At 58.4% G+C, this 12,975-nt stretch carries 11 protein-coding genes; 4 read left to right on the forward strand and 7 right to left on the reverse strand.

The annotated features are described in order from the left end of the window. Window positions 1-663: a phosphate signaling complex protein PhoU gene (gene phoU / locus AB6729_RS02480; RefSeq protein WP_371079970.1), complete on the forward strand. Its 663-nt coding sequence runs from the start codon at window positions 1-3 to the stop codon at window positions 661-663. 7 nt (window positions 664-670) lie between these two features. On the opposite strand, the gene AB6729_RS02485 is transcribed toward phoU, so the two are convergent. From AB6729_RS02485 to AB6729_RS02505, 5 genes are all read right to left on the reverse strand, one after another. After that, window positions 671-2,494, reverse strand: a complete 1,824-nt coding sequence (locus tag AB6729_RS02485; RefSeq protein WP_371079971.1) for a type II secretion system protein GspD — start codon at window positions 2,492-2,494, stop codon at window positions 671-673. Between the two features lie 96 nt (window positions 2,495-2,590). Next, complete coding sequence (locus AB6729_RS02490) at window positions 2,591-2,881, reverse strand: helix-turn-helix domain-containing protein (RefSeq protein ID WP_371079972.1); 291 nt, start codon at window positions 2,879-2,881, stop codon at window positions 2,591-2,593. Further along, window positions 2,878-3,495 carry a CvpA family protein gene (locus AB6729_RS02495; RefSeq protein ID WP_371079973.1) on the reverse strand — a complete coding sequence of 206 codons (618 nt, stop codon included), beginning with the start codon at window positions 3,493-3,495 and terminating at the stop codon, window positions 2,878-2,880. Before AB6729_RS02495 ends, AB6729_RS02490 begins: the two co-directional genes overlap by 4 nt. A gap of 5 nt (window positions 3,496-3,500) precedes the next feature. Next, window positions 3,501-4,394, reverse strand: coding sequence for a phosphoribosylaminoimidazolesuccinocarboxamide synthase (locus tag AB6729_RS02500; protein WP_371081183.1), 894 nt, complete (start codon window positions 4,392-4,394; stop codon window positions 3,501-3,503). Window positions 4,395-4,479: 85 nt separating this feature from the next. After that, window positions 4,480-4,920 (reverse strand): MarR family winged helix-turn-helix transcriptional regulator, encoded by a 441-nt coding sequence (locus AB6729_RS02505; protein WP_371079974.1) that lies wholly within the window; start codon window positions 4,918-4,920, stop codon window positions 4,480-4,482. A 56-nt stretch (window positions 4,921-4,976) separates the two neighbouring features. Between AB6729_RS02505 and AB6729_RS02510 the strand changes: the two genes are divergently transcribed. Then, entirely contained in the window at window positions 4,977-6,116 is a 1,140-nt protein-coding gene (locus AB6729_RS02510; RefSeq protein WP_371079975.1) for an FAD-dependent oxidoreductase, read from the forward strand. Window positions 6,117-6,199: 83 nt separating this feature from the next. On the opposite strand, the gene smc is transcribed toward AB6729_RS02510, so the two are convergent. Then, window positions 6,200-10,057, reverse strand: a complete 3,858-nt coding sequence (smc, locus tag AB6729_RS02515; RefSeq protein WP_371079976.1) for a chromosome segregation protein SMC — start codon at window positions 10,055-10,057, stop codon at window positions 6,200-6,202. Window positions 10,058-10,460: 403 nt separating this feature from the next. Between smc and AB6729_RS02520 the strand changes: the two genes are divergently transcribed. Then, a complete protein-coding gene (locus tag AB6729_RS02520) occupies window positions 10,461-11,753 on the forward strand; it encodes a hypothetical protein (RefSeq protein WP_371079977.1) in 1,293 nt (430 codons plus the stop codon). 71 nt (window positions 11,754-11,824) lie between these two features. Continuing rightward, entirely contained in the window at window positions 11,825-12,157 is a 333-nt protein-coding gene (locus AB6729_RS02525; protein ID WP_371079978.1) for a hypothetical protein, read from the forward strand. Here the strand turns inward: AB6729_RS02525 and AB6729_RS02530 are convergent, their stop codons facing one another. Continuing rightward, entirely contained in the window at window positions 12,158-12,952 is a 795-nt protein-coding gene (locus AB6729_RS02530) for a TIGR00282 family metallophosphoesterase (protein WP_371079979.1), read from the reverse strand. Window positions 12,953-12,975: the final 23 nt, after the last annotated feature.

The raw sequence follows: 12,975 nt of genomic DNA on the forward strand, positions 1-12,975 counted from the left end.
ATGCGCAAACGCTTTCATCAATCGCTGGACGAACTGAAGGAAAAACTGCTGGTCATGGCAGGCTTTGCGGAGCAGGCCATCCAGCGTTCCATTGAAGCCTACCGCACACGCGACCCCGAACTGGTGGAGCTTGTGCGCCGCAGCGAACCCGCCATCAATCGACTCGAACGCGAGATCGATTCCACCGCACTTGACCTGCTCGCCATGGAGCAGCCCATGGCCGTGGATCTGCGCTTTATCCTCTCCGTCATCCGTATCAACGGAGACCTGGAACGCGTCGGCGACCTCGCCGTAAACATCGCTATCCGCGCCGGAGAGACGAACGATCTGCAGCCGGTGGATCTGCCGGTAGACATTCCGCGCATGGGAACACTTGCCGCGGCCATGATTCGCAAGGCGCTGGAAGCATTCATCGACGGTGACGCGCAGCTTGCCGAAAACGTACTCGCATTGGACGATGAAGTGGACACGCTGAACTCAGCAGCCTTCCATGCGCTCTCCAATGTCATCCGCAACCAGCCGCAGTACACCTCGCAGGCGCTGCACGCCATGCTGATCACACGCAATCTGGAGCGCGTAGGCGACCACGCCACCAACATCGCGGAAGACGTCATCTTCTGGGTCAAGGGACGCGATATTCGCCACGCGGTTCCCGCAGCATAAGAGGGAATCAGTCCGTCTCGGGGCGGGACTGCAATGGAATGTAAGGCCCCTTTGCAGAGGTGTGGGCGCGTCGTGCGATGTGCGGTGTCACCAGCAACACCAGCTCGCCGGTAGACTTGCTGCCGTTCTTGTTTGTGGTGCTTTGAAATCCAGGAATCTCGCTTAAACCCGGCATGCCAGTAACCGCAGCCGTCTCCGTGCTGGTGGTCTGACTCACCATCATCACCGTATCGCCATCGTGCACAGTCAGGTCGGATGAGAACAGCCGGCTAGCCAGGATCGGAATGCCGTTCAGCGACGATCCTGCCAGGGCGCTGATCTTCACCTCAAGATGCGTGGTGATGTCGCCCGTCCACTGAATCTTTGGGTTCACGGTCAGGGTAATGCCCAGGTCCTCATACTGCACCTGCGGGATAACAGAACTATTGCTGAGCGAACTGGAACCCAGATACTGCGACAACAGGCTGGAGAGACTGACACCGTTCACCGATGTGGCTCCCGAAGTGCTGCTGGCAATGTCGCTGTAGAGCGATGTCTGAATGGGATAACGCGTCCCTGCCTTGAAGACGGCGTTCTGCATATTCCCGGCACGCAACTGTACATCTTCCAGCGTACGTGCATCGCTGGTGCTCAGAGCCAGATTGATGGAGGGAGCGTTGGCGGTGGTGACACCGGTCGTTGTCGATCCTCCGCCAAAGACGAAGAACGTGTTCGTCAGCGCAGTCGACCCGCTCACACCGGCTACAAAGACGAGATACGCCGCAATCGCCACGTTGCTCGTGCCGGATGGAATAATGCCGTTCGCAATGAGTTGTTCCACCAGGGAACTGTTCGCGGAGATGATGTTCTGTGCCTCCGTCGCCAGGTTATAGGCGGTGAACGAACTGGGCAGCACCACGCCGAGATTCCGCGTGCGCGCATGGTCCACGGCATAGACCTTCACATCAAATACAACGTCGCTCTGGCCCGCCATCAGGTCTGAGAAGATGCGCTCGGCAGCGTCGGTAAGGTCTGCGGGCCCGCGCACCACGATGGCGTTCTGGGCCGCATCCACACTGACTTTTTCCATCCTCAGAATGGTCTGCGCAATGCTGACAAAGTCCTTGAGCTGGTCGGCGGCGTAGCCCGGAAAGAAGTAGGCTTCTTCCACCATGCGTTCATAACGCAGACGATTTTGCGGCGTCTCCTCCGCCAATAGCATCGTGTGCTCGTCCAGCGGGACGTACATCGTGTCGCTGACCAGCCCCAGCACCTGCATGGCTTCGGTGAAGTTGGCGTCGTCCACATCCATGCGGTAGTCCTTCGTCGGCATATCCGGATCGAACACCACGTGCAGGCCATAATCGCGTGCAACAGCTTCCGCCAGAACACTGATGTTTCCGCGCTGGTGATAGCTGTGCCGCGAAGCATTGTGCAGCAGCACGATGCTGGTGGCCAGCCGTTCCGTTCGAATGGGATGAAGATCGACCGGGGAAGCATGTTGCACAACAGCGGGATTAGCCGCATCCAGCGACCGCGCCTGTGCCACCAGCGCATCTGCGGCAGCGGGGTTCGTCGAACGTTCTTTCGCGGCTTCGTGCAGCAGATCGGTCACGTGATGTTCCCGTGCCAGCAACAGTGCCTGCACGTATTCGCTGCGCTGGGGATTGCGCTCTATAGCCTGCGCAAAGAGTTTCTCGGCCTGCGGGAAGCGCCCATTCTGCAATTCCTTCGCCCCGGCAAGATAGGTTTTCTCTGCGGCGTCACGGTCTTTCTGAGTTGGTTCCTTCGGTTTTCTTGCCGCAGGTTCCTGCGAATCAGGAGGCAGGTTCGGCGCCTGCTGCGCAACCACTGTGCAGGCAGAAAAAAACGTAGCGGTGCAAACGCTCGCCAGGAGACCCCGATGAATCAGCTTGGATGCAGTGACCACTGCTTGGTTAGACGTACCTCAACGGACGCGGGCGATCGTCTGCAGCCGCGGCGTTCCCGTTGCGCGCTCACTGCGTGCCGGGCGCTTCAGGCCGTTGCGAATCTGCGCGGTGTCCATGTTCAGCTCTGCCAGCGTGCGGCTCAACGTATTGCGGTGCATGCCCAGTTCTTCAGCGCTCTTGCACTGGTTGCCGCGATGGTTGATCAGTACCTGTAGCAGGTAACGCCGCTTGAATTCGCGGACAGCGTCTTCATAGGAAATGCCATCGGCGTGCATTTGTGCCACCAGTGCGTCCAGTTCGCGCTTCACTCGTACTTACCTCGCTCAGATGGCATGGTGCGGACTATGGCGGGCGACCACTCGCCTGCAGCCGTTCTGGCATGGGTCAGCCAATCGGTTGCGGAGAGTCGTCTGCCAAAGTCACGCGGCACAACGAAGGATATCCCATGTGCGGCCGGAAGCAAATAGGGAAGAAGAAGCGATGTTTGTGCAGCGGGTACGCTCCCCAGAAACGGAGCCACCGGCAACAGCAGGGCCGCCAGCAGAAGAATCCCCCTGGCAAACCCGAAACACGCACCCCCCAGCCGATCCAGAAATCCTAGTCCGACCGCCGAACAGGCCCCGCGCAGCAGTCTTCCCAGAAGCGCTGCCAGAACAATAACCCCAACCAGAATCAACACAAAGGAAGCAACTTCCGCGAGCGACGACTCCGTAATCCAGCGATGCAGCCACCCGGCCAACCGATGGCAGTACCAGAACGCCAGCAGCACCCCTGCCAGAATTCCCCCCAGCGAAACCACTGACCGGATCAGTCCGCGCAGAAACGCCATTACGGTCGACACGGCCAACACCAGCGCAATGCCCCAGTCCAGCGGGTTCATATGCCCCAGTCCAGCCGCCGCGCCATGGAGTGCTTCATTCATCGCTGTTATTCCGGCAGCTTTGCTTTGCCCGTAAGCTGCATAAACGCCTGCAGATACTTCAACCGCGTCTCGGTAACCACTTCCTGCGGCAACGACGGCGCAGGTGGCTGCTTGTCCCAGTGAATCTCTTCCAGGTAATCGCGTACATACTGCTTGTCGAACGAGGGCTGCGCTCCGCCCGGCGCATAACCACTGGCCAGCCAGTAGCGCGACGAATCCGGTGTCAGCACTTCGTCAGCCAGCACCAGCAGATCGCTGCCGTCTTTTGCCGGAACAAATCCAAACTCAAACTTGGTATCGGCCAGGATCAGACCTTTGCTCTCGGCATATTTCGCAGCGGTGCTGTAAATGGAAAGCGTCAGCGTACGCAGAGTCTCGGCAAGTTCGCCGCCAACGGACGCCACTACCTGATCAAACCCGATGTTTTCATCGTGTCCGGTATGATTCTTCGCTGCAGGAGTAAAGATCGGCGTAGGCAGACGATCACTCTCGCGCAGCCCCGCAGGCAGCGGAATTCCGCACACTTCGCCGGTACGCTGATAATCCTTCCATCCGGAGCCGGAAAGAAAACCGCGCGCCACGCACTCCACCTGCACCATCTTTGCCTTGTGGACGATCATGCTGCGGCCGCGGAGATAGTTGCTGTACGGCTGTAGATCGGCGGGATAGTCACGCACGTCCGCCGTCAGCAGGTGGTTTGGCACCAGGTTGCGCAGGTAATCGAACCAGAAAAGCGAAATCTGCGTAAGTACCTTGCCCTTGTCCGGAATGGTGCTGCCCAGCACATGGTCAAACGCAGAGATGCGGTCGCTGGCAACAAAGAGCAGCCGGTCCGGCCCGGCCTCATACAGGTCTCGCACCTTACCGCTCAAAATCGGTTTCCGGTCGCCCAGTGGCATTTCACTCATACAGAACAGTTCATCACTTTGGCGCAACGAGGGAAAGCCCCGTGTGTGGAAGGAGTGAGCGAATGAACCAGAATTGTTACTTGCCCAGCTCCTCTTCCATGTTGTCCACCATGCGCTGCAGAAGCACCTGCAACGTCTCCACTTCAGCTTTCGTAAACCCCTGCAGCGAGATTTGACGACCTTCCGCCAGAATGTCGCGCGCCGCTTCAGAGCGTTTGAGCGCACGTAGAGTCAATGAGATGAGGCTGCTGCGACCATCTTTCGGGTCGGGTTTACGAGCGATCAGACCATCGCGTTGCATGCGGTTCAGAAGCTGCGCCATAGTTGGCTGCTCCACATGCAACAGTTCTGCCAGTTCACGTTGAGACATTGGGCCTCGAAGCTGAAGGGCTCCAAACACAGGCACCTGCGCCACCGCCACACCCATTGCCTGCAGGCGCGGTTCCAGCCAACGATTGGTCATACGCGCCATGCGCTGGATGAGTTGACCTGGGCCCGGAGAAAATTTGATATTCATGAATCGGTTTCTGAATACATAGTATCCTATGAATAATGGATAGGAGGCTATGCATAATGAACACGCGCATCGCGATTGTCGGAGGAGGTCCCGGAGGGCTGACGCTGGCACGCATCCTCCATCAGGGCGGCAGGGAAGTTACGGTACTGGAACGCGAATCATCCTTTGTCTATCGGCCGCAGGGTGGATCGCTGGATATTCATGCAGACAGTGGACAGATCGCTCTGGCAAAGGCCGGATTGACCGCGGAATTTCAACGTATTGCGCGTCACCAGGATCAGGAGATGCGGCTCTACGACAGCGATGGAACGTTGCGTCTGCTGGATGAAAGTTCCGAAGGCGGAAGGCCCGAGGTGGACCGCGGCCATCTGCGCCAGATGCTGCTTGATTCGTTACCGCAGGGGATGGTGCGTTGGAATCAGCATGTGACCGGCGTAGAGGCGCAAAAGGATGGGACCTGCGACATCGTTTTTGCGGATGGCAATCGAGAGCGCTATGACCTGGTGGTGGGCGCCGATGGCACATGGTCGAAGGTGCGGCCAGCCGTCTCCGCGTCCCAGCCGGAATATAGCGGCATCGTCTTTGTGGAACTGGGGATTCACGATGTGGACCGGCGCCATCCTGCTATCGCAAAACTTGTCGGGCATGGCCTGACGTTTTCTCTCGGAGACAGCATGGGCCTGATGATGCATCGCGACGCAAACGCGCTCATCGGCTTCTACGCGGCGTTTCACGGGCCTGTCGATGTTTATGCGGGTAAGACGGAGACCGAAATTCGCGCTGAATTGATGAGGAAGTTTTCCGGATGGGGCGGTAACTTAACCAGCCTGATTGCAGAGAGCGACGATGTGGTGGGCGCGCGCGGAATCTACTGGCTGTCGCCGGGGCATCGTTGGAAACATGAGCCGGGCATCACGTTAATAGGAGACGCCGCCCATGTGATGAGTCCTTTCGGCGGCGACGGTGCGAACTTCGCGCTGCAGGATGCCGGTGAACTTGCCGAAATCCTGCTGCAAAAGGATTGGAGGGATCAGCTTCCGGTGTTCGAAGAGGCTATGGCAACACGCTGTGAAGGTCCGGCCGCGGCGGCAAATGCGGCCATCCTGAAGGCGTTTTCACCGGATGGATTTACGCATAGCTTCCACATGATGCAACAACTGATCCCAAATGCAAGAGCGTTTCCTGCTAAGGCATAGCAACGAGTGGTTGCAGAGTTTGAATGGGCCCAGCGGAAGCTGGCCCATTCAATGATTCGGAGTTTCTACAGACCAAGAGAGGCTTACGCCACCGCTCGCCGTTCTGCCTTGTTCAGGTTCACGCTGACAATCTTGCTCACACCGGGCTCCTGCATGGTCACGCCGTAGATCACGTCGGCTTCGCTCATGGTGCGCTTGTGATGGGTGATCACCACGAACTGCGTTTCCTTGCTCATCTCGTGGATCAGGCGTGCAAAGCGGCCCACGTTGGTTTCATCCAGCGGCGCGTCCACTTCGTCCAGCACGCAGAAGGGACTGGGCTGGAACTGGAAGATACCAACCAGCAGCGACAGGGCAGTGAGCGCCTTCTCTCCACCGGAGAGCAGCAGCACGTTCTGCATCTTCTTGCCCGGAGGCGACGCGATCAAATCAATACCGCTCTCCGCCGAGTTTGATTCGTCCGTCAGCTTCATCGTCGCCTGGCCGCCGCCGAAGAGCTTTAGAAACATATCCGAGAAGTTCTTGTTGATGATCGCAAAGGCCTCATCGAACTTCGTCTTGCTGATCTCGTCGATTTCCTTGATGGAGTTCTGGGTGTTATCGATGGCATCCAGCAGGTCTTTGCGCTGTGTCTCCAGAAAGCCATGTCGCTGCTCCGCTTCTGCAAACTCTTCCAGCGCCATCATGTTCACGGGGCCCATCGCTTCCAGCTTGCCTTTCAGCGAACGAGTGTCTTCTTCCGCAGCGTCCAGCGCTTCGGAAGTAATGGCCTCAATCGTCGTGTCAGCGCGAAGTTCTTCCGCAGGAACGTTCAGATCGTTCAGCGACTGCGCTTCCAGATGTTCAATCTCGCTGCTCAGGCGTGCAATTTTTGCCTGCAACGTAGCACGCTGTTCACGCAGACCTTCGATCTCCGTACGCAGCGTGCGAAGGGTATTGTTCTTCTCCGCAATCTGCGCACGCAGCGAAGATGCCTCCGCAGTCAGGCGATTCGCCTCTGCATTCAATTGCTCGCGCTGTGCCGTCAGTTCTTCCTGCTGTGCCTGCAGCGCAATGGTCTCTTCTTCGCGACGAGCCTGTTCTGCCGCGGCGCCAGCATTCTGGCCTTCCAGATGATGAATGCGTTGCTGCGTCGTGTTACGCATACGCTCATTCTGTTCAAAGTTTGAGGACGCGTTGCGGCGACGTTCTTCCAGTCCCGCAAGTGCAGCAGCGGCGGCGGCAGCGGCAGACTGTGCTTCTTCACGCGCACGACGCAGATCATCCGTGCGCAGCATCGCTTCGTTGATGCGTACTTCAATGGCTTCACGCTCGGCAGTCAACTGCGCGGACTCAGCCTGTTTGCGCTCGATCAGTTCCTGCCGCTGTGCGCGCGCATCGCGGTTGCGTTCCGTGTGCAGCGACCAATCTGCAAGACGACGCTCAATACGCGCCGCTTCCGATTCCATCTGGCGCAGAGCCGCGCCACTGTTAGCGGCTTCACGCTCGGCATCGCGGCGCTCGTTGCTCTTCACTTCAATGGTCTGCTGCAACTCCTGAATGTCGCGGGTGAGGGAAGCAACGCCTACCTCGCTCTGCGACAGTTCTGCCTGAACCGATTCCAGCTTCGTCTGAATCTCGCGCAGTTCACGCTTCAGCGCCAGCGGACCTTCTGCGCGCGCTTTGCCGCCCGTAACGGTGACATTGTGGAATGTCTCGCCTGTGGGCGAAAGGAAGAATGCCTCAGGGTTCTGCACCGCAAGCTCGCGCGCCGTTTCTGAATCCGGAGCGATGTAGCCTTCGCGCAGCTTCGGCAGAATCACTTCCAGTGACCTACCAAAGCCATTCAGCACCTTGATGCAATCCTTCAGCGGACGCGCGCCACGCAGGTCGCTGCTCACGCGGCTCGCCATGCCTGCGGTATATGCAGACGCATTCTCTTCATGGACGAGGAAGGTCGCACGCCCATCGACGGAAGTCTTCAGCAGGCCAATGCCGGCGCTGGCTGAGTTCCAGTCCTTCACGACGATGTAGTTCAACTCTTCTTTCAGGAACTCGTCGACGACATTGCTGTACTCATCTTCCACTTCAAGGAATTCGGCAAGCGTGCCCACAGGGGCAACGGAGGTGCTAACGCCGTTTGTCTTGAAAAGTTTTTTGACCGTGTCGTTGCTGTAGCTGTGATCGCGAATCAACGCATCCAGCGAATTGCGGCGGCCGGTGAGCGTAGCTGCTTCCGCGCGCAGATGATCACCCTTGCGGCGCGTCTCCATCTCTTCGTTACGCTTGTTGCTCAGTTCAATGCGGAACTCCGCAATCTCCGCTTCCAGTCGCTTCAGGCGATCGGTCACGGACTCAAAGCTCATGCTCACCTGTCCACGCTGCTTGCCCAGCGCATCCAGTTCCGCCTTGGCCTGTTCACTCTCTGAGACCAGCCGCTGCGCTTCGCGCTCCAGCCCTGCAAGCGATTCCGCAGCCTGCGCCTCTTCCCTGTGCACATTGCTGATGCGCTGCATCAACTGCATGGAATGGTGGCGGCCCTGCTGTGCTTCGCGATCCACGGAGTTCACCTGCGCCTGCGCTTCGTCGGCTTCCTGCTGGCGATCCTGCGCCGTGTGGCGAGCCTCTTCGGTATCGGCGGTCGCCGTTTCCAGAAACTTCTGTAAGCCTTCGCGATCAGCAGCCAGCGCTTCCATCTGGTGCTTCAACTGCGCCAGTTCGTCGGTGCCGCTGGCAATGCGTGCGGCAAGGTCGTGAATGCGATCATGATTGCTGGCAATGCGCGACGTAGCGCGTTCCAGCTCAATGCGTGTCTCGTTGGTGCGGCTCTGTGCCACACGAATCTCTTCGTCCAACTCATAGCCACGCGCGACGCTTGCAGTATGCTCTGCATCCAGCGCTTCCAGCGAAGCAGCCTGCGCATCAATCGTCTCGGTCAGCCTGGCAACGGTTGTTTCTGAGGCATTGCGATCCTCGTCGTGCTGCGAGAGCCGACTGCGCAGCACAATGCGCAATTTGCCACGCAGTTCATCGCGAATCTGGCCATAGCGTTCGGCCTTGGCCGCCTGGCGCTTCAGCGAAGCCATCTGTCGCGTCACTTCGTCGAAGATGTCATCCACGCGTGCCAGGTTCTGTTTGCTGGCTTCCAGGCGCAGTTCCGCAAGACGCTTCTTCGTCTTGAAACGCGTAATGCCTGCGGCCTCTTCCAGGATGGAGCGGCGATCGAGCGGCTTAGAAGACAGCAACTGTCCAATGCGCTCCTGCCCAATGATGGCGTAGTTTTCGCCAGACAAACCTGTGCCGAAGAAGATGTCCTGGATGTCGCGCAGACGGCAGATTTTGCCATTCAGCAGATACTCCGATTCACCCGAACGGAACAGTCGCCGCGTGATCGTGACTTCACCGGCACGCACCGGTGCGCGATTGAATTTGCGGCGGCGAATCTTCAGAACGACAGGAGCAACGGGTTCGCCGTTTTCGTCGGTGGTGACGCTCTGCGGAGCATCCACTTCAATTTCTTCCGATTCTTCACCCAGGGGAATCGGTCCGGGCTGCGCTTCGGCAATGGCTGCGGCGGTGTCGGCGGAGCGGACGTCGCGTTCGCTTTGCTCGTCCCAGTCGCTCAGTTCTGCAGGACGATTGCTCGCAGATGCAATGTTGATGGCATCGCTGCTGTCGCTGGCGTCGTACACATCGGGGTCAACCAGTGTGAGCGATACTTCGGCCATGCCGGTCGGCTTGCGGTCACGCGTTCCGGCAAAGATGACGTCTTCCATCTTGATACCGCGGAGGCTCTTGGCGCTCTGTTCGCCCAGCACCCAGGTGATGGCGTCGGAGATATTCGATTTGCCGCAGCCATTGGGACCCACGATGGCGGCAATGCCATTCCCGCTGAGCTGAACGTCCGTGCGGTCGCAGAACGACTTGAAACCGAGGATCTGAACGCGCTTGAGCTTGAGCAAAAGGGAACCTCCAACATCCGCCTCTTTGGACGGCATTCCTGTTTGACTTGAGGCTATGCGTCCGCGGAGGCAGAATCAAGCCAGGTACAGGGTCTATCTTGTGGATAAGGCGTCCCTAAACCCAATGGGCAGGGGTGGCCGTGTACATCTGGCGCACTTCGGCTTGTGAACGAAATTCCCTTGCGAAATCATTGAAAACAGAAGAAAGGCTCCAATGGCAGTTCGATAATCGGCGTTTTGCTGCGTCAAAATAGGCGAGGAGCAAGGCTTGTTAAAAGAGGGTTCTTCAGAATACATACCCACACCTGATACATTGCTTGCATCTATTCAAGCTTGTGCGACCCACAGAAGCACGGTAGTGCTCTGAATGAATACAGATCGAAAAGAGAACAGGGAGAGTTCGATGAAGAAGGCGTTTCTTGCCTCGATGCTGGCAGTTTCCTGCGTTTCCGCAGTAGCTGTGACACCGATATTTGCCCAGGCAGCACAGGGACCTCAACTCTCGCAGGACGAATACGCGGATTACCAGAAGGTGATCACGGCTACCGACGGTGCCACCAAGGCCGCGGCTGCTGAGGCGTTCCTGACGAAGTATCCTGCGTCCACGGTGAAGGGGACCGTGCTGGAACAGTTGCTGGCTGGTTATGCCGCTGCAAACAATGCGCCGAAGGCGCTGGATGCTGCGGATCGTCTGCTGGCTGTTGACCCTAACAACATTCGCGCTCTGGCGCTGAAAACCAGCCTTTTGAAGGCGCAGGGCGATGCTGCAACGGATGTTGCTGCCAAGCAGGCTGCCTATGACAAGGCTGCCGATGCTGCCAGCAAGGGGCTGAAGGTGACCAAGCCCGCTGCTGTTTCCGATGCCGATTGGACCGCCATCACCAAGCAGGTAACGCCGTACTTCTATTCAGCTATCGGCATCGATGCGCTGACCAAGAAGGACTCGGCAGGCGCCATTTCTGCCTACACTGCGGAGCTCAAGTCGGTTGATCCGGCTGTGACCCAGCAGCCTGGTCCCATCCTTCAGGACACCTACTTCCTGGCACAGGCCTATTACACCAGCACCCCGCCGGACTACCTGAACTGCACGTTCTTCGCAACGCGCACGGCGACATTCGCACCGGACCAGTTCAAGGCACAGTTCCAGCCGCTGGCCACCTACTGCTACAAGAAATTCCACGGTGCTGAGGATGGCTATGACGCGGTGAAGACTGCGGCTGCGGCCAGCGTCTTCCCGACGCCGGAGTTTGCCAGCAGCGTTAAGCCGGCTCCCACCCCTGCAGACACTGTGAAGCAGGTTCTGGACAGCACACCGGATGTCACCAAGCTGGCTCTGGCCGATGTGGAATACATCATCCAGAACGGTACGCCGGATCAGGCACAGAAGGTGTTTGACGGCTTCAAGGGCAAGGAAACCAAGGTTCCGGGTAAGGTTGTCAGCATCACCGACACCAGCCTGCAGCTTGCCGTTTCCGATGATGCGAAGCAGGCCAACCCGCTGGTTGCCGACTTCACCATCACGCTGAAGGAAGCGCCGAAGACAGCTCCCGCTGCCGGTTCGGATGTCAACGTGATTGCCACTTTTGACTCGTACACGCAGAAGCCCCTCATGATCACCATGACGGGTGGAGAGATCGAGACAAAGGCCGCTCCCAAGCCGGCTCCGGCGCACAAGCCCGCTCCGCGTCGCCGCTAGAACGTATTACAGCAGAATCAGCAGAGGCAGCCCGCGGGCTGCCTCTCGCTGTTTGGAACAGAAGGGATTTTATGACAGCCAATCGCACAACGAACGTGCTGCTCGGCCTGATTGCGGCGTCACTCATGGTGCTTGCTGCGCGGCCTTACATCGCACCGGCGACCGTTCATGCGGACGCCAACTCATGGGATCCCCTATACGTGGAGCCGAGCGTCTACATGCTTCGTGTACCCAAAGGAGGAGGCCAGGTGCTGGGTAAGGTCGTGGTCAACCTGCGCACGGGCAATGTGTATGGTTACCCGACCACAACGTCTGACCCATACCCCTCCACGCCTCTCGAGAACAAGCCGCAGGTATCCCATGCCATTCCGCTAGGACGGTTTGCGATGGAAGAGGCCCGCTGATCATTCACCCAGCAGGATGCGACGGATGCCATAGGCACGGCCTGTGATACCGTCGCATTCGACCAGGGTCGCGGCCATCTTGGGGTTCCCTTTGGCTGCCTCAAATTTCGCAGGCTGGCCTGTCAGAAAGCGGTTGATCACAGCCTCGCGCTCCACGCCAATCACGGAGTCATACGGCCCGCTCATGCCAGCGTCCGTCTGGTAGGCCGTGCCACCCGGAAGAATGCGTTCGTCAGCCGTTGGAACGTGCGTGTGCGTGCCGATCACGGCGGTAACGCGACCGTCCAGATACCATCCCAGCGCAATTTTTTCGCTGGTGGCTTCGGCATGAAAATCGACAAAGATAACGCGACTGCGGATGCTGTTCAGTAGCTCGTCGGCCTTGCGGAACGGATCATCGTTCTGCGACATGAAGACGCGTCCCTGCAGATTCACCACGGCATACGCCTGTCCGTTCGGCAACGTGCCTTCGTACACGCCAAACCCCGGCGTCTTCGGTGCGAAATTTGCGGGACGCAGGATGCGGCGCGCACGGTCATGCGAATCCACCGGGACCTTCAGATACTCCAGAATCTCTTTCTTGTCCCAGAAGTGGTTGCCGGTAGTGATGACATCCGCGCCCAGGTCGAAGAGATCATCGGCAATGGCGGGTGTCAGGCCAAATCCGCCAGCGGCATTTTCGCCATTGATGATGCAAAGGTCGACAGCGTTGGATTCAAGCACATGGCCGATGTGCTCGGCGACGATATGGCGGCCGGACGAGCCAAAGACATCGCCCACGAAAAGAATATTCACACTGAATAGTGTTGCATCGTAAA

The organism is Terriglobus sp. RCC_193 (genome assembly GCF_041355105.1).
In the GTDB taxonomy this organism is placed as follows: domain Bacteria; phylum Acidobacteriota; class Terriglobia; order Terriglobales; family Acidobacteriaceae; genus Terriglobus.

Excerpts from the sequence above, each read along its gene's own strand:
- AB6729_RS02505 (WP_371079974.1), bottom strand. The coding sequence starts at position 4,920 with ATGAATATCAAATTTTCTCCGGGCCCAGGTCAACTCATCCAGCGCATG.
- phoU (WP_371079970.1), top strand. The coding sequence starts at position 1 with ATGCGCAAACGCTTTCATCAATCGCTGGACGAACTGAAGGAAAAACTG.
- AB6729_RS02510 (WP_371079975.1), top strand. The coding sequence starts at position 4,977 with ATGAACACGCGCATCGCGATTGTCGGAGGAGGTCCCGGAGGGCTGACG.
- AB6729_RS02525 (WP_371079978.1), top strand. The coding sequence starts at position 11,825 with ATGACAGCCAATCGCACAACGAACGTGCTGCTCGGCCTGATTGCGGCG.
- AB6729_RS02520 (WP_371079977.1), top strand. The coding sequence starts at position 10,461 with ATGAAGAAGGCGTTTCTTGCCTCGATGCTGGCAGTTTCCTGCGTTTCC.
- AB6729_RS02495 (WP_371079973.1), bottom strand. The coding sequence starts at position 3,495 with ATGAATGAAGCACTCCATGGCGCGGCGGCTGGACTGGGGCATATGAAC.
- AB6729_RS02500 (WP_371081183.1), bottom strand. The coding sequence starts at position 4,394 with ATGCCACTGGGCGACCGGAAACCGATTTTGAGCGGTAAGGTGCGAGAC.